The organism is Streptomyces sp. DG1A-41 (assembly GCF_037055355.1).
Classification (GTDB): domain Bacteria; phylum Actinomycetota; class Actinomycetes; order Streptomycetales; family Streptomycetaceae; genus Streptomyces.
In genome coordinates, this window is record NZ_CP146350.1 from 906,756 (window position 1) to 925,053 (window position 18,298).

Annotated in this window: 14 protein-coding genes and 1 pseudogene; 11 read left to right on the plus strand and 4 right to left on the minus strand. The window is 70.8% G+C overall.

Translation table 11 applies throughout. The annotated features are described in order from the left end of the window. The first annotated feature begins 50 nt into the window (after positions 1–50). On the plus strand, positions 51–1,697 hold the full coding sequence (locus tag V8690_RS04340) for an IS1182 family transposase (protein WP_338775976.1): 1,647 nt from the start codon (positions 51–53) through the stop codon (positions 1,695–1,697). 388 nt (positions 1,698–2,085) lie between these two features. On the opposite strand, the gene V8690_RS04345 is transcribed toward V8690_RS04340, so the two are convergent. Further along, positions 2,086–3,576 (minus strand): FUSC family protein, encoded by a 1,491-nt coding sequence (locus V8690_RS04345; RefSeq protein ID WP_338785247.1) that lies wholly within the window; start codon positions 3,574–3,576, stop codon positions 2,086–2,088. A gap of 197 nt (positions 3,577–3,773) precedes the next feature. Between V8690_RS04345 and V8690_RS04350 the strand changes: the two are divergent. From V8690_RS04350 to V8690_RS04365, 4 genes and pseudogenes are all read left to right on the plus strand, one after another. After that, positions 3,774–4,249: pseudogene (locus tag V8690_RS04350) on the plus strand (Lrp/AsnC family transcriptional regulator). A gap of 43 nt (positions 4,250–4,292) precedes the next feature. Further along, a complete protein-coding gene (locus V8690_RS04355; protein WP_338775977.1) occupies positions 4,293–4,988 on the plus strand; it encodes an HAD family phosphatase in 696 nt (231 codons plus the stop codon). Between the two features lie 188 nt (positions 4,989–5,176). Beyond that, the gene (locus tag V8690_RS04360) at positions 5,177–8,008 is read left to right on the plus strand and encodes a beta-L-arabinofuranosidase domain-containing protein (protein WP_338775978.1); all 2,832 of its coding nucleotides are present in this window, start codon (positions 5,177–5,179) and stop codon (positions 8,006–8,008) included. Positions 8,009–8,150: 142 nt separating this feature from the next. Continuing rightward, the gene (locus V8690_RS04365) at positions 8,151–8,915 is read left to right on the plus strand and encodes a DUF4142 domain-containing protein (protein WP_338775979.1); all 765 of its coding nucleotides are present in this window, start codon (positions 8,151–8,153) and stop codon (positions 8,913–8,915) included. On the opposite strand, the gene V8690_RS04370 is transcribed toward V8690_RS04365, so the two are convergent. After that, positions 8,879–9,751, minus strand: coding sequence for a LysR family transcriptional regulator substrate-binding protein (locus tag V8690_RS04370; RefSeq protein WP_338775980.1), 873 nt, complete (start codon positions 9,749–9,751; stop codon positions 8,879–8,881). The two genes, V8690_RS04365 and V8690_RS04370, sit on opposite strands and share 37 nt — an antisense overlap. A 58-nt stretch (positions 9,752–9,809) precedes the next feature. Here V8690_RS04370 and V8690_RS04375 point away from each other — a divergent pair, with 58 nt between their 5' ends. The 6 genes from V8690_RS04375 (at position 9,810) to V8690_RS04400 (ending at position 15,789) form a co-directional block, all read left to right on the plus strand. Further along, positions 9,810–10,202 carry a DUF5997 family protein gene (locus V8690_RS04375; RefSeq protein WP_338775981.1) on the plus strand — a complete coding sequence of 131 codons (393 nt, stop codon included), beginning with the start codon at positions 9,810–9,812 and terminating at the stop codon, positions 10,200–10,202. A gap of 204 nt (positions 10,203–10,406) precedes the next feature. Then, on the plus strand, positions 10,407–11,756 hold the full coding sequence (locus V8690_RS04380) for a sugar ABC transporter substrate-binding protein (RefSeq protein ID WP_338775982.1): 1,350 nt from the start codon (positions 10,407–10,409) through the stop codon (positions 11,754–11,756). Beyond that, complete coding sequence (locus tag V8690_RS04385) at positions 11,753–12,664, plus strand: sugar ABC transporter permease (protein ID WP_338775983.1); 912 nt, start codon at positions 11,753–11,755, stop codon at positions 12,662–12,664. The genes V8690_RS04380 and V8690_RS04385 overlap by 4 nt, the downstream gene beginning before the upstream one ends. Continuing rightward, complete coding sequence (locus V8690_RS04390) at positions 12,661–13,605, plus strand: carbohydrate ABC transporter permease (RefSeq protein WP_338775984.1); 945 nt, start codon at positions 12,661–12,663, stop codon at positions 13,603–13,605. The genes V8690_RS04385 and V8690_RS04390 overlap by 4 nt, the downstream gene beginning before the upstream one ends. A gap of 28 nt (positions 13,606–13,633) precedes the next feature. Next, on the plus strand, positions 13,634–14,542 hold the full coding sequence (locus V8690_RS04395; RefSeq protein WP_338775985.1) for a 5-dehydro-4-deoxyglucarate dehydratase: 909 nt from the start codon (positions 13,634–13,636) through the stop codon (positions 14,540–14,542). Continuing rightward, the gene (locus V8690_RS04400) at positions 14,539–15,789 is read left to right on the plus strand and encodes a glucarate dehydratase family protein (RefSeq protein WP_338775986.1); all 1,251 of its coding nucleotides are present in this window, start codon (positions 14,539–14,541) and stop codon (positions 15,787–15,789) included. The genes V8690_RS04395 and V8690_RS04400 overlap by 4 nt, the downstream gene beginning before the upstream one ends. Positions 15,790–15,829: 40 nt before the next feature. Here the strand turns inward: V8690_RS04400 and V8690_RS04405 are convergent, their stop codons facing one another. Continuing rightward, the gene (locus V8690_RS04405; protein ID WP_338775987.1) at positions 15,830–16,723 is read right to left on the minus strand and encodes a peptidoglycan-binding protein; all 894 of its coding nucleotides are present in this window, start codon (positions 16,721–16,723) and stop codon (positions 15,830–15,832) included. Beyond that, a complete protein-coding gene (locus V8690_RS04410) occupies positions 16,723–18,267 on the minus strand; it encodes a DUF6519 domain-containing protein (protein WP_338775988.1) in 1,545 nt (514 codons plus the stop codon). Before V8690_RS04410 ends, V8690_RS04405 begins: the two co-directional genes overlap by 1 nt. Between the last annotated feature and the right edge of the window lie 31 nt (positions 18,268–18,298).

The window sequence follows — 18,298 nt, forward strand, 5'->3', positions numbered from 1 at the left end:
ATGACCCCGTTGGGGTTGTGCAGGCCGTCGTCATGTTGAGGGGTAGTTCGGTGTCGTTGCGTGGGGTGGATCTGGGGGAGATCCCGGAGGAGACCGCTCGGCTGGCACATGCGGTGTTCCCGAAGGGCTGCCTGGTGATGCGGGTGCGGGACGTGCTCGGGCCGGTGTTCTCGGATGCCGATTTCGAGGAACTTTTCCCGGCCCGGGGGCGGCCGGTGGTGTCTCCGGCCCGGCTCGCGCTGGTGTCGGTGTTGCAGTTCGCTGAGGGGCTGACCGACCGGCAGGCCGCGCACGCAGTCCGCTCGCGTCTGGACTGGAAGTACGCCCTTTCGCTGGAACTGGCCGACACCGGATTCGACTTCTCGGTACTCAGCGAGTTTCGTGCCCGGCTGGTCGACGGCGAGGCCGGCCAGCTGGTGTTCGATGCCGTACTCCGGGCGGCCGGCGAGGCAGGGCTGGTCAAGGCTGGCAAGCGGCAGCGCACGGATGCCACCCACGTGCTGGCCGCAACGAGAGATCTGAACCGGCTGGAATTCGTGGTCGAGACCCTGCGGGCGGCCCTGAACCACGTAGCGGAGGAGGCCGGGGACTGGCTGGTGACGGTGTCGGCGCCGGAGTGGTTCGACCGCTACTCGGCCAGGCCGGAGGACAGTCGCTTCGCGTCCCGGTGGGCGGCCCGCGTCGAACACGCCGACCAGTGCGGGACCGACGGCATGACGCTGCTGAAGGCCATCTGGTCGGCCACGTCACCGCCCGCGTTGCGAAGCCTGCCCGCGGTGGAGTTCCTGCGGCAGACCTGGGTGCAACAGTTCCACCACGTCGAGGACACCGTGCGCTGGCGCGGGACGAAGGACCTCCCGCCGGGCCTGATCCGCTTACGGACCCCCTACGAGCCCGAGGCCCGCACTGGTTCGAAACGGGACCTGGGCTGGTCTGGTTACAAAGTCCACCTCAGCGAGACCTGCGAGCCCGATGCCCCGCATCTGATCACCCACGTTCGCACCACGCCGGCGCCGGTCAACGACGTCCTTGTCCTGGAGGACATCCACACCGCGCTGGCTGAACGGGGCCTGCTGCCGGACGAGCACCTGGTGGACGCCGGATACGTCGACGCCGAACAGATCCACCACGCCCGCCGCGATCACGGCATCGAACTGGTCGGCCCGGTCAAGTCCACCACCGTGAAGGGACAGGCGACCGGAGACATCTTCGACAACACCCACTTCACCATCGACTGGGACCAGCGCCGGGCCGTCTGCCCCGGCGGACAGACCAACGTCGTCTGGCGGGAAGAGCAGAGCCAGTGGGGCGCCCCGGTCACCCGGATCCGCTTCGCCGCCCGGCACTGCGACCCCTGTGGACTGAGGACCTCGTGCACCAGCTCCAGGACCGGCCGCAATCTGACCCTGAGACCGAAGACCGAACACGACATCCTTCAACAGGCCCGTATCGAGCAGGACACCGACCAGTGGCGCCGCCGCTACGGACACCGAGCCGGCGTCGAGGGCACGATCTCACAGGGCGTCCAGGCGTTCGGCCTGCGCAGATCCCGCTACCGCGGCCTCGCCAAGACCCGATTGCAGCACCACTTCACCGGCGCCGCCGTCAACTTCGCCCGCATCGATGCCTGGCTCACCGGCAAACCACTCGCCAAGACCCGCATTTCACCCTTCGCAGCACTCCGCCCCGCTGGATGAGTCCAGCGGGGCGGAATTAACCAACAGCGTCCGCTTTGGAGCGGGCCTTCGTCGTCGGGCGGCGGACCCGCGCCCCTGTCGGCCGAGGATCACGCGCGAGGACTGAGCGGGGCACGCTCGTGCCCGGCCGAGCGGCGAGCCGGCGGTGGCGCGACAGCGGTCGGCCAGCGAGGATATACAGCGGTCGGCCGGGCCCGGCCAGGGCCGTATCAGGGGCGTGAGCTCTCAAGCCCCAGGGGCCCCACGGCGTGCACAGCCGCCGAGCGCCCCCGGCCAGGCCAGGTCCCCTCAATGCCGTGCAGCACTCGCGCCCCGACCGGCAGCGGATCCCACGGCGCACCCAGCGCCGACCGCCCCCGGCCAGCACCCGCTCAGCACCGTCCCGCACTCACGCCCCGACCAACGGTGAACCCGACGGCGTGCGGAGTGGTCGGGCGAGTTCTGTCAGGGCCCGTTCCAGGCCGTGCAGGTGGGCCAGGGCGGGTTCCGTCGTGGTGGGGTCGTCCGCGAGGACCGAGAGGTCCTCCCCGTCGGTGAGCGCCTCGACCGCGGCCTGGACGCGATGGCAGGCGGCGGCCAGGCGGGCGTCGTGGGAGGCCTCCGGGTCGGCTGCGACGGCGACCAGACCCCGGATCTCCCGGGCGCAGTCGTCGAGGAGGGCGAGCACGTGCCGGGCGCGGCGCTTGCGGCCGAGCATCGGGTTCAGCGGGTGCACGAGCGGGGCTACCGAGAGCCGTACCCGGGCGAGCAGCTGCTCGAGTTCCGCCACCCGAGGGGCCGGGTCCGCGTCGGCCGCGCCCGCCAGGCGCCGGGCGGTCTCGGCGGTGCAGGCGTGGACGCAGCGCAGTGCCCGCTGGATCCAGGCGTCGGTGACGCTGTGGGTGGTGACGGGCAGGACGAGGATCACGGCCAGTGCGGCGCCGAGCGCGCCGACGCCGGTCTCGGCGAGGCGCAGGGCGAGCAGGCCGGGGCCGAGCACGCCGAGGAGGCCGTAGAGCAGACCGGCGAGGAGGGTCACCCAGAGCATCATCCAGGTGTAGGACACGGCGGCCGTGTAGAAGATGCCGAAGACGCAGATGGCGGCGAGGGCAGCCGTGACGGTCGGGTCGCCGTGCACCGGCATGGCGACGAGGAGGCCCAGGGCGATGCCGATGACCGTGCCGAGGAGTCGCCGGAAGCCGCGGACCAGGGTCTCGCCGCGCGAGGTGGTGTTGACGAAGATCCACCAGGTGGCGCCGACGGCCCAGTACCAGCGCTGGCCGGACACCAGCTGGCCCACGACGAGGGCGAATCCCGCGCCGGCGGTCGCCTGGATCGCCTGGCGGGTGGTCACCCGGGCCAGGCCGGTGCCGCCCGGCGGGGCGGGCACGGCGGGCGGGGGCAGGCGGCGCTCGTAGCACCACAGTCCGAAGCGCACTCCGGCGGCGGCGAGGACGGACAGCAGGACCGCGGCGTACAGCTCGGGCAGCTGGTCCGTGGTGGCGTGCAGGAACTGCGCGACGAAGAAGGTCATGAACGCGAACACGCCGAGACTGTGCCCGCGCGGACCCCAGCGGCGCGCGTACACGCCCGCGCCGACCACGGCGAGGAAGGTGAGGTCGCGGGCCACCGGATGGTCGTGCAGTCCGGCCGCGGCGGTGAGCGCGGGCAGTCCGACGGCGGGCAGCAGCGCGGTGGTGACCGCCTGGCCGCGAACCGTGGCGTCGGTGACGGTGAACAGAGCGAGCAGGGCGGCGAGACCGCCGGTGACGGCCCCCGTGAGGGAGTGTCCGGCGAGGCCGCAGACGGCGATCGCGAGAGCGATGCCGAGCACGGCACGCGTGGCGAACCGCAGCCGCGTCCGCCCCGGATCCGGAGCCACGAACACCCTCTTCAGCACCACTTACCGCCCCCTTTTGGAACGCCGGATGGGAAAGCATGAAAAAGGCGCCGCGGGGTCCGCAGCGCCATCGACGCCTCCATATCACCATCCCGGACGCCACTGGCTCAACAGGCTCCATCTAGACTGGGCCATTGGTACAGCCGAAGCGGCTGGAAAGCGGCCGCGGCAGGGCCAACGGACGAGGAGGGCGCGGCATGGCCGTGGACGAGCTCGACACCCGCATCCTGCGGCTGCTGCTGGAGCAGCCGCGCACGAGTGTGCGCGAGTACGCCCGTACCCTCGGCGTCGCCCGGGGCACGTTGCAGGCCCGGCTCGACCGTCTGGAGCGCGACGGCGTGATCACCGGCACGGCACCGGCCCTCTCCCCGCCGCGCTCGGGCATCCGGTGCTCGCGTTCGTGCACATCGAGGTCACCCAGGGCCATCTCGACGAGGTGGGCGACGCGCTGGCGGCGGTGCCCGAGATCGTCGAGGCGTTCTCCATCACGGGCGGCGGGGATCTGCTCACCCGGGTCGTGGCGCGGGACAACGCGCATCTGGAGGACGTCGTCCAGAAGCTGATCAGCCTGCCCGGGGTCGTCCGCACCCGCACCGAGATCGCCCTGCGCGAGCGGGTCCCCCACCGGCTGCTGCCGCTGGTGGAGTCGATCGGCCGCGCGGCCCGGGCCTGACCCCCGGCAGTCTGCGGATCATGGTCTTTGACATGCTGGAACGATGAGCAATCTCGGCGGCATATCGGTCATCTTCGATCTCGACGGAACGCTCGTGGACAGCGAGCCGAACTACTACGAGGCGGGCCGGCAGACCCTCGCCGAGCACGGCGTCCCCGACTTCAGCTGGACGGACCACGAGCGGTACGTCGGCATCAGCACGCAGGAGACGGTCGCGGACTGGATCGAGCGGTACGACCTGCGGGCCTCCGTGGAAGAGCTGTTCACCGCCAAGAACCGCCGCTATCTGGAGCTGGCCCGCAGTTCCACGCGCGCGTACCCCGAAATGCGTAAGTTCGTCGAGCTGTTGGCCGCCGAGGACGTGCCCATGGCCGTGGCCTCGGGATCCTCGCCCGAGGCCATCGAGGCGGTCCTGGCGGGCACGGGCCTGGACGCCCATCTGCGGATCGTCGTCTCGGCGGACGAGGTCGCGCACGGCAAGCCGGCTCCCGACGTCTTCCTGGAGGCGGCCCTCCGGCTCGGGGCCGACCCGGCGGCCTGCGTGGTACTGGAGGACGCCGCCCCGGGCGCCGCCGCCGCGCACGCGGCGGGCATGCGCTGCATCGCCCTCCCTTACGTCGCCGCCCAGGCCGACGCGCCGGAGTTCGCCACCGCGGGTCTGCTTCTGCGCGGCGGCCAGGAGGAGTTCACGGCGCAGGCGGCGTTCGACTGGCTGGTGCGCTCGGCAGGCCTTTCCTGACCGAGTTTTCCTGAACCGCCTTCTCCTGGACCGCCTTTACTGAACCACCTCTCCCGACGGACCTCACTACAACTCACCTCTCCCCACCCGTTGACGCTCCCCCCTCCCCTCCCTATCGTCTGGTCGATCTCTCGCACAGCGTTCGATATATCGAATACTCGAATCCGTGGACCCGTGGAGGAGCACACATGGCACGGCCCCTCTCAAGACGAACCCTTCTCCAGGCCGCGACCCTCGCCGCGGCCGTACCCGCGATGTCCCAGGCGGCGTCAGGCCGGGCCGTCGCGGCCCCGGCGTCCGCCGCATCCGCCGCGACAGCCGCCGACGCCCCGTCCGCCTGGACCGTACGGCCGTTCGCCCTGGAGGACGTCACCCTCGGCCGGGGAGTCTTCACCGAGAAGCGGCAGCTGATGCTGGATCACGCCCGTGGCTACGACGTGAACCGGCTGCTCCAGGTGTTCCGCGCCAACGCCGGTCTCGCCACGGGCGGCGCGGTCGCCCCCGGCGGCTGGGAGGGGCTGGACGGCGAGGCCAACGGCAACCTTCGGGGCCACTACACCGGCCACTTCCTGACCATGCTGGCGCAGGCGTACCGCGGCACGAAGGAGCGGGTGTTCGCCGACCGGATCACCGCCATGGTCGGGGCGCTGGCCGAGGTGCGCGCGGCGCTGCGGCGGGATCCGGCGGTGCTGAGCGTCCCCGGGAAGTTCGGGACCGCCGCGGATCAGGTGCGCGGCTCCTACCAGTACGTGGATCTGCCGGCGACCGCGCTCGGCGGGGCCTCGGCGATCACCCTCTCCGTCTGGGCGCGGCCCACGCACGACGCCGACTGGACCCGCGTCTTCGACTTCGGCAACGACACCACCCGTTACCTGTATCTGGCCGCCCGCAACCAGGCCGGAGTGCCGCGCTTCGCCATCACCACGTCGGGCCCCGGCGGCGAGCAGGCCCTCGACGGCACGGCCGCGCTGCCGCTGAACCAGTGGAGCCACCTCGCGGTGACGATCGCGGGCGGCACCGGCACGCTCTACGTCAACGGCACCGCCGTCGCGCGGAATACCGCGATGAGCCTCACCCCGGCGGCCCTCGGCACTCTGAAGAACAACTGGCTCGGCCGCTCGAACTACCCCGCCGACCCGGTCTTCGCGGGCGCCTTCGAGGAGTTCAACGTCTTCTCGCGGGCGCTGACCGGCGCCGAGATCACCGAGTTGCAGAGCCGCCGGGCCGCCGACGCCTCGACGGGCCGGGGTGACCTGGCGTCGTACGCCTTCGACGAGACGGCGGGCGGAACCTTCGCGGACTCCTCCGGCCGGGGCCTGACCGCCACCCTGCGCCGCACCTGGGGCGGGCCCAGCCATCCGGGGTTCCTCGCGGCGTACCCGGAGACGCAGTTCATCGAGCTGGAGTCGAGGACCACCCCCGACTACACCAAGGTGTGGGCGCCGTACTACACCGCGCACAAGATCCTCAGGGGTCTGCTCGACGCGTACACCGCCACGGACGACGACCGGGCCCTGGACCTCGCGTCCGGCATGTGCGACTGGATGTACTCCCGGCTGTCCAGGCTGCCGGAGTCCACCCTCCAGCGCATGTGGGGGATCTTCTCCAGCGGCGAGTTCGGCGGCATCGTCGAGGCGATCTGCGACCTGCACACCATCACCGGCAAGGCCGAACACCTCGCGCTGGCCAAACTGTTCGACCTGGACCGGCTGATCGACGCATGCGCGGCGAACACCGACATCCTCGACGGGCTGCACGCCAACCAGCACATCCCCATCTTCACCGGGTACGTGCGGCTCTACGACGAGACGGGCGAGGAGCGCTACCTCACGTCGGCGAAGAACTTCTGGGACATGGTCGTACCGCACCGCATGTACGGCATCGGCGGCACCAGCACCCAGGAGTTCTGGAAGGCCCGGGACGTGATCGCGGGCACGATCAGCGCGACCACCGCGGAGACCTGCTGCGCGTACAACATGCTCAAGCTGAGCCGGACCCTGTTCTTCCACGAGCAGGACCCGAAGTACATGGACTACTACGAGCGGGCGCTGTACAACCAGGTGCTCGGTTCGAAGCAGGACAAGCCGGACGCGGAGAAGCCGCTCGTCACGTACTTCATCGGGCTGACGCCCGGTCATGTCCGGGACTACACGCCCAAGCAGGGCACGACCTGCTGCGAGGGCACCGGCATGGAGAGCGCCACGAAGTACCAGGACTCGGTGTACTTCGCGAAGTCCGACGGCAGCGCCCTGTACGTCAACCTGTACAGCCCGTCCACGCTGACCTGGGCCGAGAGGGGCGTCACGGTCACGCAGACCACCGGCTTCCCCGAGGAGCAGGGCAGCACGCTGACCTTCGGGGGTCGCCAGGCCTCCTTCACGCTGCGGCTGCGGGTGCCGTCGTGGGCGACCGCAGGGTTCCGGGTGACCGTCAACGGGCGCGCGGTGTCCGGGACTCCGAAGCCCGGGAGCTACTTCGACGTGTCCCGGACCTGGCGGGCCGGCGACACCGTCCGCATCGCCATGCCGTTCCGGACGCGGGTGGAGAAGGCCCTCGACGACCCGTCGCTGCAGACGCTGTTCCACGGCCCGGTCAACCTGGTCGCCCGCGACGCCGCGACGGAGTACCTGAAGGCCGGGCTGTACGGCCGTGCCGGACTGTCCGGTGATCTGTCGCACTCCCTCACACCGGTGCCGGGCAAGCCGCTGCACTTCACGCTGGACGGGAGGGAGTGGGCGCCGTTCTTCGAGGGGACGGAGGATCCGACGCACGCCTACTTCCGGCGCTCGGAGCCGAGGGTCGTCTTCGGCGGCCGGGACTCGGGCGTCGCCAATCCGGTGAAGCCGGACGGCACCTCGCTGCTGGACGAGGTCTGGGCGGGGGCGCCGTTCCGGAACAAGGGGGCGCTGGTGGCACGGGTGCGCTCCACGGTGGACGCGTGGGTGGCGGCCGGGCTGCTGAGCAGGGCGGACGGCGACAAGGCGGTGAGCACGGCGGGCGCGGCCTCGTACCAGCCCTGAGGCTTTCCGCCCGGGTCCGGTGCCGCACCGCCCTCGGCACCGGGCCCGGCCGGTTCACAAAATTTCTTGCGGCAGGGCTGATTGTTTCGCCCCTGACATCCGTACCTCCTGGCGTTGGGCCGTTCATATCCCAGGAGGCACGATGCGCATCTCGCGCAGCACGGCAGGAACCGCGTTCGTGGGCGGTGCGATGATCCTGACGCTCACCGCGCTCGCCTACCCGAGCATGCTGGGCGTGCAGAACACGGCTTCCGGCCAGGACCGCATCATCGCCAACACTCAGTGGGGTCCGCTGACCGAGGCGGACCGCGACTTCGTGGTCCGCGTGCGCGCGGCCGGTCTGTGGGAGTACCCGCTGGGGCAGCTGATCATGGAGCGGAGCTCGTCGAAGGAGATGCGGGAAGTCGCCGAGCATCTGCTCGTGGGTCACGGCCGGCTCGACGCGGGCTGCCGCAAGGTCTCCACGGACCTGGGAATCACCCTGCCGAACGAGCCGTCGCCGCAGCAGCAGCAGTTCGTGGCGACGGCGGAAGGCAGCACCGGCAAGGAGTTCGAGTCCACGGCCGTGACCATCATGCGTGTCGCGCACGGGGGCATCTTCCCGACGATTGCCAAGATCCGGGCGACCACCCGGAACAGCCTCGTGCGGGAGCTCGCAGACACGACCAACGATACCGTTCTCGACCACATCACGGTCCTGGAGAAGACCGGCCTGATCAACCACGAGCAGGTCAGCTTCCAGATCACCGCCCCGCCCAAGCTGCCCCAGGAGCAGACGACGCCGCCGCCACCCCAGCAGGGTGCGCCGGTCCGCGTGCTGCCGATCCCCGAAGACCTGAAGGATCTGCAGACGGTCGCCCCCAACCCGTCCTACGGGCAGCCGCAGCCGTCCCCGCCGGCCGGGTGAACCAGGGGCGGGCCGGGGGTCGCGCTCCGGCGGCGGGCCCCCAGGCTACGAACGGCGGCGCGGTTTGCCGCGCCTGCCGCCCTTGGGGGCGCCACGCCCACTCCGGCCGGCCGACTGCCCGCCCCTGCCGGCGGGCTTCGCAGAGGCCGACCTCCCGGCCGCCGACTCCCCGGGCACCGGCTTTCGTCGGACGCCGCCCTTGGGGTTCTCCTCCGGAAGAGCCGCCGGCGGCCCCGGGTGCTGTTGACCGTGCGGCCGCGGACGATGCCGATGAAGTCCTCCACCTGGTCCGTCGTCGCGTCCTCGGGCCAGGCCAGGGCCACGCTCGACTCGGGGACGTCCTTGAGGGGACGGTGGGTGAGGTCCTTGCGGTGGTGGAGGCGGGCCAGCGACAGCGGGACGATGAGCACGCCGATCCCCGCCGCGACCAGTTCGACGGCGTCGTCCGTCGTGGCGGGGCGTTCGAAGGCGGGCCGCCCGGGGAGGTTCTCCCAGTCGAGGACGTCGTCGAGGGGGTGCAGCACGATGTCGTCGGACAGGTCCTCGGGAGACACCTCGTCGACGGCCGTGACCAGGTGGTCCTTGGGCACGACGACGACCGTCTGCTCGGTGTAGAGGGGGATCGCGCTGAAGACGCTCCGGTCGACGGGGAGGCGTACGAGACCCGCGTCGGCGTCCCCGTCCAGCAGCCGCCCGGCCGCCGCTCCGGCGGGCATCGGCGTCAGGGCCAGCGGGACATCGGGGTGCCGCTCGTTCCAGACGCGCACCCACTTGTCGGGCATCACCCCGGGGACATACACGAGCCGGAACGAGGGAGATTCTTCCGAGCCTGTCACCTGGCCAGGTTACCGGCCGTGGTCGGGGGTCGCGCACACGCTCGATACCCTGGGGCTCATGACGTCGCACCAGAGCACCCAGACCATGAAGCCCGCGACCGCGGCGAAGAAGCTGGGTGTGTACCTCGAGGCCACACCCGCCGCGTTCCGGGAGGGTGTCGTCTCGCGCGCCGAGCTGAACGAGCTCCAGGCGAACCCGCCGCAGTGGCTTCAGGACCTGCGGAGCAACGGCCCGCACGCCCGCCCGGTGGTCGCGGCGAAGCTCGGCGTCTCCATCGCGGGCCTCGCCCGCGGCGGCGTCACCGAGCCCCTCACCACCGAGCAGATCGAGACGCTGAAGCGGGAGAACCCCGAGTGGCTCGAGCGGGAGCGCGCCACCCAGGCGGAGGTCCGCAAGGAGGCGGCCCGCATCAGGAGGAAGAACGCCGAGCGCGCCGCGCGTCAGGACTGACCTCCAGGTTCCCTCCCCACGGCCCCAACCGGTCCCTCCGGTTGGGGCCGTTGTCGTTCCCCGTGCCCTTTCACGGCCTCGTGTGACCTCGGTGAAATCTTTCGGCCATGTCTTGACATGTTGATGAAACGATCCGTAGCTTGGCCGATCATTTAGATTCGTGAAGCGAGTTCACGGATATGAACGGCGAACGGAGAACCATCCATGCGGGATCGCCGACGCTGCATCGATGTGCGGCTCCGCCGCGGGCACCGCCTGGCTGCCGCGCTCGCCGTCTCGGGGCTCCTGTTCGGAACGGCCGCCTGCGGCTCCGGTTCCGGCAGCGCCCGGGCCGGCGATCCGAACACGCTGGAGGTGTGGACCCGGAGCGATCCGGAGTCCGCGCAGACCTACCAGCGGGTGTTCACCGCCTTCACCAAGAAGACCGGCATCAAGATCGACTACCAGCCGGTCATGAACTTCGACCAGCAGTTGCAGAGCCGCGCGTCCACCAAGGACCTGCCGGACGTCATGATCAACGACACGGCCCTGATGGGCAGTTACCAGGCCCAGGGCCTGCTCAAGCCCATCGACCCGGCCTCGATCGCCGGACACGGCGAAATCACCGCCAAGTCCTGGTCGTCCACCGTGGGCCGCGACGGCAGGCACTACGGCATCCCGTACTCCCGCCAGGCCATGACGCTGTTCGTCCGCAAGGACTGGCGCGAGAAACTCGGCCTGCCACAGCCGAAGACCTGGCAGGACACACTCGCCCTCGCCAAGGCCTTCGCCACCCGCGACCCGGACGGGGACGGCAAGAAGGACACATACGGCATGGTCGTGCCCGGCAGCGCACAGAACGGCTATATCGCCTGGTGGGGCGCCAGCTGGCTGTGGCAGGGCGGCGTACGGATCATCGAGAAGGACGGCACCGGCTACCGGCCCGCCATGGGCTCGGAGGCCGCCCTGCGCACCGTCACCTGGATGAAGGACAACCTCTTCTGCGGTGACAACGGTGTCATCCAGCCCAGCGCCCTCACCTCCGTCACCGCGAACACCACCAACTTCCAGGACGGCAACGCCGGGATGTACCTCACCGGCCCGTACAACATCTCCACCTTCGACAAGGCGCTCGGCAAGGACACGTACGAGGTCCTGCCCGCCCCCGCGGGTCCGGCCGGGAACGACGTGCTCGCCGACGGCGAGAACATCTACTTCGGCGCCAGGACCGGGAAGGCGCAGCAGGAGCAGACGCTCGCCGCGTTCCTGATCTCCCCCGAGGGCCAGACGCTCGCCATGACCGGCGACCACCAGCCCGTCGTGCGGATCCCCGTCAACTCCACGCTGGACGCGGCGAAGGTGCGGGGCGACGCGCGCTGGAGCGTGGTGCAGAAGGCGTACGAGGACGACTCACTCCAGTTCCCCAACGCACCGGACTGGGCCCCGATGAAGCAGGACACGGCCGACTCCCTCAACGCGCTGTTCACGTACTGCGGCAGCGACGTGAAGGCCGGTCTCAAGGAACTCAACGACACCCTCGCCGGTGACCTCAAGGACCAGGACCTGTTGAAATGACCGCGACCGTGACGACACCCGGGCCGCGCAGAGCCCGGGTCATCAGTAAGAAGGCCGTACTGCCCTGGCTGTTCCTCGCGCCGGGTCTGCTGCTGGCCCTGGTCTTCAAGTTCCTCCCCATGGGCAAGGGCGTCTGGCTCAGCTTCTTCGACGTGCGGCCCTTCCTCGGAGACCGGTGGGTCGGTTTCGACAACTACACGCGCGTCCTGACCGACCACCGCTTCCAGGACGTCGTCGGCCACACACTGGTCCTGGGCATCGGCATGTCCCTCGGTGGCATCGCCGCCGGCTTCCTCCTGGCCCTGCTGCTCGAAGGCCAGGCCCGCTCGCTGAAGATCATCCGTACCGCCGTCTTCCTGCCCGTCGTCACCGCCACCGCGGTGGTCGGCGAGATGTGGCGGCTGATGTACTACCCGACCTCCGACGGCCTGATCAACAGCGGTCTCGGGCTCTTCGGTCTGGGGCCCGTGCCCTACCTCGACAACCCCGACACGGCGCTGTGGGCGACGACGGCCATGGGCATCTGGATGCTCGCCCCCTACAACATGGTGATCATCCTCGCCGGACTGGCGGGCGTGGACCGCTCGTTGTACGAGGCCGCCGCGATGGACGGGGTGTCGCTGTGGCAGCGGCTGCGGCACATCACCCTGCCCGCGATCCGCCCGGCCCTCGGCATCGTCCTCACCCTCGCCGCGATCCGCGGACTGCGCGTCTTCACCGAGGTGTACGTCCTCACGGGCGGCGGTCCGGCCGGGTCGACCGACGTCTGGATGACCCGCGCCTACACCCTCGGCTTCTCCCGCAACGACATCGGCGGTGCCTCGGCCGCCTCCGTGCTCCTGCTCTGCGTGACGCTGCTGCTCACCGTCACGGTCAACTACTTCCGCAAGAGGGGAGACGTGAGATGAGCGCGCCCGCCATCGACCCCGTCCGGACCCCGGTGACCGCCACTCCCGCGCGGAAGTCCGCCGGGAAGCAGCGCACCACTCCCGCCCGTTTCGACACCGCCCTCGGCTGGAGCGACCGGCCGGGCCCCGCCTGGGCGCTGCGCGTCCTGCTCTGCGCGCTCGCCCTGGGCGTCTTCGCGGCGCCGTTCCTGACGGTCTTCTCCGGTTCGTTCAGCGAGAAGGCCAGCGGTTCGACCCTGTCGTTCCTCCCCCACCACCCGACCCTGCTGAACTTCCAGGTGGCCGGCGAGCGGGGCATCTGGGACTACTTCGGCAACTCCCTGGTCATCGCGGGCGGCGGACTGCTGCTCCAGCTCGTCGTCTGCACGCTCGCCGCGTACGCCCTGGCCCGGCACAAGTTCCGTGGGCAGGCGCTGATCCTGACCCTGTTCATGCTGACGATGATGCTCCCCGAGGAGGTCATCGCCATCCCGCTGTCGCTCGTCCTCGGCCATGTGCCCGTGGTCGGCCTCGATCTGAAGGGCACCGTCTGGGGTGTGATCCTGCCGCTCGGCGCGTGGGGCTTCTCGGTGATGGTGCTCACCGAGTTCATGAAGGACATCCCCGCCGAGATCGAGGAGGCCGCCCGTATCGACGGCGTCGGTGAGCTGCGGATGCTGTGGCAGGTCATCCTGCCGCTGTGCAAGCCCGCGCTCGGCGTGGCCGGGGTGCTGGGCTTCATCATGATCTGGGACCAATACCTGCTGCCCCTGATCGCCGCCAAGGACCCCACCGACTACACCGTCACCGTCGCCCTGTCCATCCTGCGCACCGACCCCGAGGTCGGATCGGGGGTGGTGCTGGCCGGTGCGGTGATCGCGCTGGTCCCCAGCCTGATCGTCTATCTGCTCCTCCAGCGCTCGCTGGTCACCGGCATCACCGCCGGTGCCACCAAGGGCTGACCACCCACCCCCCACGTATGAGGGAGACATGAAGTTCCACGGAGTGCTGTTCTTCCCGGTCACGCCGTTCGCGGCGGACGGTTCACTGGACGAGGAACGGCTCGCCCAGCACATCGAGTCGGGTGTCGCCGCAGGCGCGGGAGGTGTGTTCGTCGCCTGCGGCACCGGCGAGTTCCACGCCCTGTCGGCCGATGAGATCGAGCGGGCCACCCGGGTCGCGGTGCGGACGACTGCCGGACGGGTACCGGTCCTCGCGGCCGCCGGCGGCCCCCCGCCGGTCGCCCGGGACCAGGCCGCCCGGGTCGAACGCGCCGGCGCCGACGGCATCCTGCTGCTGCCGCCCTACCTGGTCAGCGCCCCGCAGCAGGGCCTGGTGCGCTACGTCCGGGAGGTCACCGCGGCCACCGCGCTGCCCGTCGTCTTCTACCAGCGCGGCACCGCCCGGCTCACCGAGGACACGGCCGCCGAGATCGCCGCCCTGCCCGGGGTCGTCGGACTCAAGGACGGCATCGGGGACATCGAGCGGATGCACCGCGTCGTCCGCGCGGTGCGTGCCGTGCCGGGCACGGAGGACTTCCAGTTCTTCAACGGCCTGCCCACCGCCGAGATGACCGCGCCCGCCTATCAGGGCATCGGCGTCGAGCTGTACTCCTCGGCGGTGTTCGCCTTCGCCCCGGAGATCGCCCTGGCCTTCCACCGGGCCCTCGCCGAGGGTGACGAGGCGCTGGTCGCCCGGCTCCTCGACGAGTTCTACGGCCCGCTGGTCGCCCTGCGCGACGAGGTCCCCGGGTACGCCGTGTCGCTCGTCAAGGCCGGGGTGACGCTGCGCGGCCTGGACGTCGGCGGCGTACGGGCGCCGCTGCTGGATCCGGCGCCGGAGCACGTCGCCCGGCTCGCGAAACTCCTCGACCACGGACTGGAGGTGGTCGGCGCATGAACCCCACGCGTATCCGTGAGCTGATCGTCACACCGATCGCCTTCGGCGACCCGCCGCTGCTCAACTCCAACGGCGTGCACGAGCCGCTCGCGCTGCGGATCATCCTGCAACTCGTCCTGGAGGACGGCACGGTGGGACTCGGCGAGTCCCCGGGCGGCACCGCCCGGCTGGAGCGACTTCAGGCCGCGGCGAAGGTGGTGGTCGGCATGGATGTCTTCGAGACCACCGCCGTCTCCGCCGCGATCGACGCGGCCCTGCTGCCGACCGTGCCCAGCTCCCACGAGCGCGGCTGGACCACCTCGGCGGTGGAGGTGGCCTGTCTCGACGCGCAGGGCAAGCTGCTCGGCCGTCCGGTCAGCGATCTGCTGGGCGGCAAGGTCCGCGATGCGGTGCCGTTCGCGGCGTACCTCTTCTACAAGTGGGCCGAGCACCCCGCGCTCGACGGCCGTGCGGCCATCACCGACGACTGGGGCGAGGCCCTCGACCCGGCCGGGATCGTCGAGCAGGCCCGGCTGATGCAGGAGCGGTACGGTTTCAGGTCGTTCAAGCTCAAGGGCGGGGTGCTCCCGCCCGACGAGGAGATCGCCGCGATCCGGGCACTGGCGGAGGCCTTCCCCGCACAGCCGCTGCGGCTGGACCCGAACGTGGCGTGGACGGTGGAGACGTCGAAGTACGTCGCCCGTGAACTCGACGGCGTCCTCGAATACCTGGAGGATCCGACCAAGGGCATCGACGGCATGGCGGAGGTGGTGAAGGAGTCGCCCATGCCGCTCGCGACCAACATGTGCGTGATCGCCTGGGAACATCTGAAGCCGTCCGTCGAGCAGAACGCCATCCAGGTCCTGCTCACCGACCACCACTACTGGGGCGGGCTGCGCCGCACCCGTGAACTGGCCGCCGTGTGCGAGGCGTTCGGGATCGCCCTGTCGATGCACTCCAACTCGCACCTGGGCATCAGCCTCGCCGCGATGACCCATGTCGCAGCGGCCATCCCCCGCCTCGACCACTCCTGCGACACGCACTATCCGTGGAACTCGGCGGACGACGTGATCGTCTCCGGTGCGCTGGAGCTGCGCGACGGGGAGGTCCGGGTACCGACCGGGCCGGGGCTGGGCGTCGAGCTCGACCACGACAAGCTGGAGCAGCTGCACCGGCGGTACGTGGACTCCGGGATGCGCAGCAGGGACGACACCGGCTACATGCGGCGGATCCAGCCGGAGTACGAGCTGCGGCTGCCCCGGTGGTGATGAGCGTGCGCCCCTCCGCGCGGAGGGGCGCACGCGGTCACTACTTGGACTTCGGCACCTTCAGCCGGTCCCACGTGAGCTTGCCGGGGATGCCGTCGGCGTCCTTGCCGGAGAAGCCCTGCTTCTGCTGCCAGAGCGCGTAGGACCGGCGGTCGGCCTCGCTCCAGTCGGGGCTCGGCCCCTCCTCGTAGCGGCTGCACCCCTCGGCGACCAGGCGGCGGCCCATCGCGGTGATGATCGGGGAGCGCTGCCCGATGTGGAAGAACGCGGCGCCCGGGAACGGCTCGTAGGACGGCTTGGGCGCCGGCTTCGGGTCGGGGTCCGGCTTGGCGCCGCCCCCGCCGCCCTTGAGCCGCCGGGCTATGCGCGAGCGCATGCTGTCCATGGTGAAACCGCGCGGGTCCACCTTGCCCGGCTGCCATTCCTTGTGGCCGATGACGGAGCGTTCGGACCAGCCGTGGTGGCGGCAGATCGCGGCGGCCACCTTTTCGATGGCCTCTTTCTGCGCCTCGGGCCAGGGGTCCTTGCCGTTGCCGAGGTTGATGCACTCGAAGCCGTAGAAGTGCCGGTTGCCGTCGGTGTCGGCCTCGTTGTCGGCCGGCAGTTTGGACTCGTTGATCACGGCGCGCAGGACGTCGCCGTCACCGAGACCGGCGTGGTTGGCGCGGCCGTTGCCGACCAGGTGGATGTGGCCCTTCTTGTCGACGACGCCGTGGCACAGGGGGCCGGGCAGGCTGGAGTAGCCGTCGTAGCAGATGTCGACGGAGGCGGCGGTGCCGGAGGTGACGGTGTGGTGGATCATCACGCCGTTCACCGGGCCCCAGGGGCCCTTGCTGTTGCGGTTGTGGGTGCGCCAGCTGCGGACCTCGTGGACGGTCAGGCCCTCGGCCCGGAGGATCTCCACCAGCTTGGACGCGCTCAGCGGCTTGGCCATCAGTTGTCTCCTTCCACGGCGGCTTCCGCCTCGGCTGTGGTCTGGGACCGCCCGTGGGAGGGATCCTCGGCGGCCAGTTCCTCGCGGTGGGCCTGCTCCTCGGCCGCGAGCGTGGCCTCGTCCGCGGGCGGCATGCTGCTCGCCAGCGGGCCGAACGCCAGACGCAGGTCTACGGCGCTCCCCTCGCCCTTGATCAGGGCCAGCGGGGCGAAATGCCGGACGATGCCGGCCGGGCCCTGGAGCAGGGGGCGGCGGGCGGCGTCCACCGGCCACTCGACGCTGCCGGTGGCGGTGCGGGCGGGGACGATCCAGTGGTCGCCGGTGCGGTAGGTGCCGCCCTTGGCGAAGTACACCTCGACGCCGTCCTCCAGGGGCAGCCACTCCCCCTCCGTGACGGGGACCGCGCCGCCGTGCAGGGCGATCGTGCGGCCCTTGCGCTTCGGGCCACCGCGATGGTCCCAGCGGCGCAGATACGGGTTCAGGTGGGCAAGCCGTCCGACGCCCGGGGCGGGTTCGGCGGACAGACGGACGCGGCGACCCGGCAGATCCAGTTCCTCGACCCGCAGCAACGGCAGGGGCTCCAGGCGGGAGGCGTAGGCGGTGTCGACGAACTCCACGTGGTCGCCGACGTCCAGGTCCAGCTTGTCGTCGTGGCCGAGTGACGCCAACTGCACCCAGGTGCCGTCGAGTTCGTCGATCGGGAAGACGACGGAGCCGTTCTCACGCGACCACTTGAAGGTGGCGTCCTTCGCCTCGCCGCCCTCGTGGACCTCCACCCGGTACAGCTGGTTCTCCGGGCCGCGGTAGCGGGCGTCCGGCTTGACCAGGCACGGGTCCTCGTCGGCGTGATCGGGCCGCTCACTGCGGGCGGCGAGCCGGGCCGAGGGGGCCGACCGGCGCTGCGCCCAGCGGGTGAACGCGGCGCGGACGACGTCCTTGGAGGGGTCGGTCTCCTCGATCTCCAGCGCGGCGAGGGACAGCGGCAGCACCTGCCAGACGACCTTCACACGGGCGGCGGTGTCGGGCATGGCCGCGCCGAGGGCGACCTCGCGCAGCGCGGGGTCCTCGGCCGCGGTGACCGAGCGCTCCCACACGTTCAGGTAGACGACGAACGGCGTCTGGGCGGGCGAGGGCAGCCGGTCGCCGGGCTTCTCCGGGTCGCGGAAGCCATCGGGCTGGTCCCAGTAGGTCCAGTGCGCGGGCGGCTCCGGCGCCGGCTCCTCGCTGTCCTCGTCGGTGACGGGCACGCCGGCGGCCGGGCGGTCGGCGTCGCACAGGATGCCGTCGACGTAGTAGCGGCCGCCGTGGATGAGGAGGGTGTCGATCTCGTGCCTGCCGCCGACGTACTCGATGCGGAAGCCGGCGGCGTAGCGCGGCCCGCCGTGCGGGCCGATCAGGTCGGCGGCGAGGGCGCGGGCCTGGTGGAGCTGGATCGCGGTCTGTTCGTTGAGGTCGGCGTCGAGCTGGACGCGGCCCTGCTGGGCGACGACCGCGGAGTAGTGCCGCTCCGGGCGGAACGTGGAGCGGGAGAGGTCTGCGTGCATGAAGGGTGTCCCCCCTGGTTCAGAAGTGCGG

Coding starts and splice junctions, on each gene's coding strand:
- V8690_RS04355 (WP_338775977.1), top strand. CDS start 4,293: ATGAGCAATCTCGGCGGCATATCGGTCATCTTCGATCTCGACGGAACG.
- V8690_RS04360 (WP_338775978.1), top strand. CDS start 5,177: ATGGCACGGCCCCTCTCAAGACGAACCCTTCTCCAGGCCGCGACCCTC.
- V8690_RS04365 (WP_338775979.1), top strand. CDS start 8,151: ATGCGCATCTCGCGCAGCACGGCAGGAACCGCGTTCGTGGGCGGTGCG.
- V8690_RS04375 (WP_338775981.1), top strand. CDS start 9,810: ATGACGTCGCACCAGAGCACCCAGACCATGAAGCCCGCGACCGCGGCG.
- V8690_RS04380 (WP_338775982.1), top strand. CDS start 10,407: ATGCGGGATCGCCGACGCTGCATCGATGTGCGGCTCCGCCGCGGGCAC.
- V8690_RS04385 (WP_338775983.1), top strand. CDS start 11,753: ATGACCGCGACCGTGACGACACCCGGGCCGCGCAGAGCCCGGGTCATC.
- V8690_RS04390 (WP_338775984.1), top strand. CDS start 12,661: ATGAGCGCGCCCGCCATCGACCCCGTCCGGACCCCGGTGACCGCCACT.
- V8690_RS04395 (WP_338775985.1), top strand. CDS start 13,634: ATGAAGTTCCACGGAGTGCTGTTCTTCCCGGTCACGCCGTTCGCGGCG.
- V8690_RS04400 (WP_338775986.1), top strand. CDS start 14,539: ATGAACCCCACGCGTATCCGTGAGCTGATCGTCACACCGATCGCCTTC.
- V8690_RS04405 (WP_338775987.1), bottom strand. CDS start 16,723: ATGGCCAAGCCGCTGAGCGCGTCCAAGCTGGTGGAGATCCTCCGGGCC.
- V8690_RS04410 (WP_338775988.1), bottom strand. CDS start 18,267: ATGCACGCAGACCTCTCCCGCTCCACGTTCCGCCCGGAGCGGCACTAC.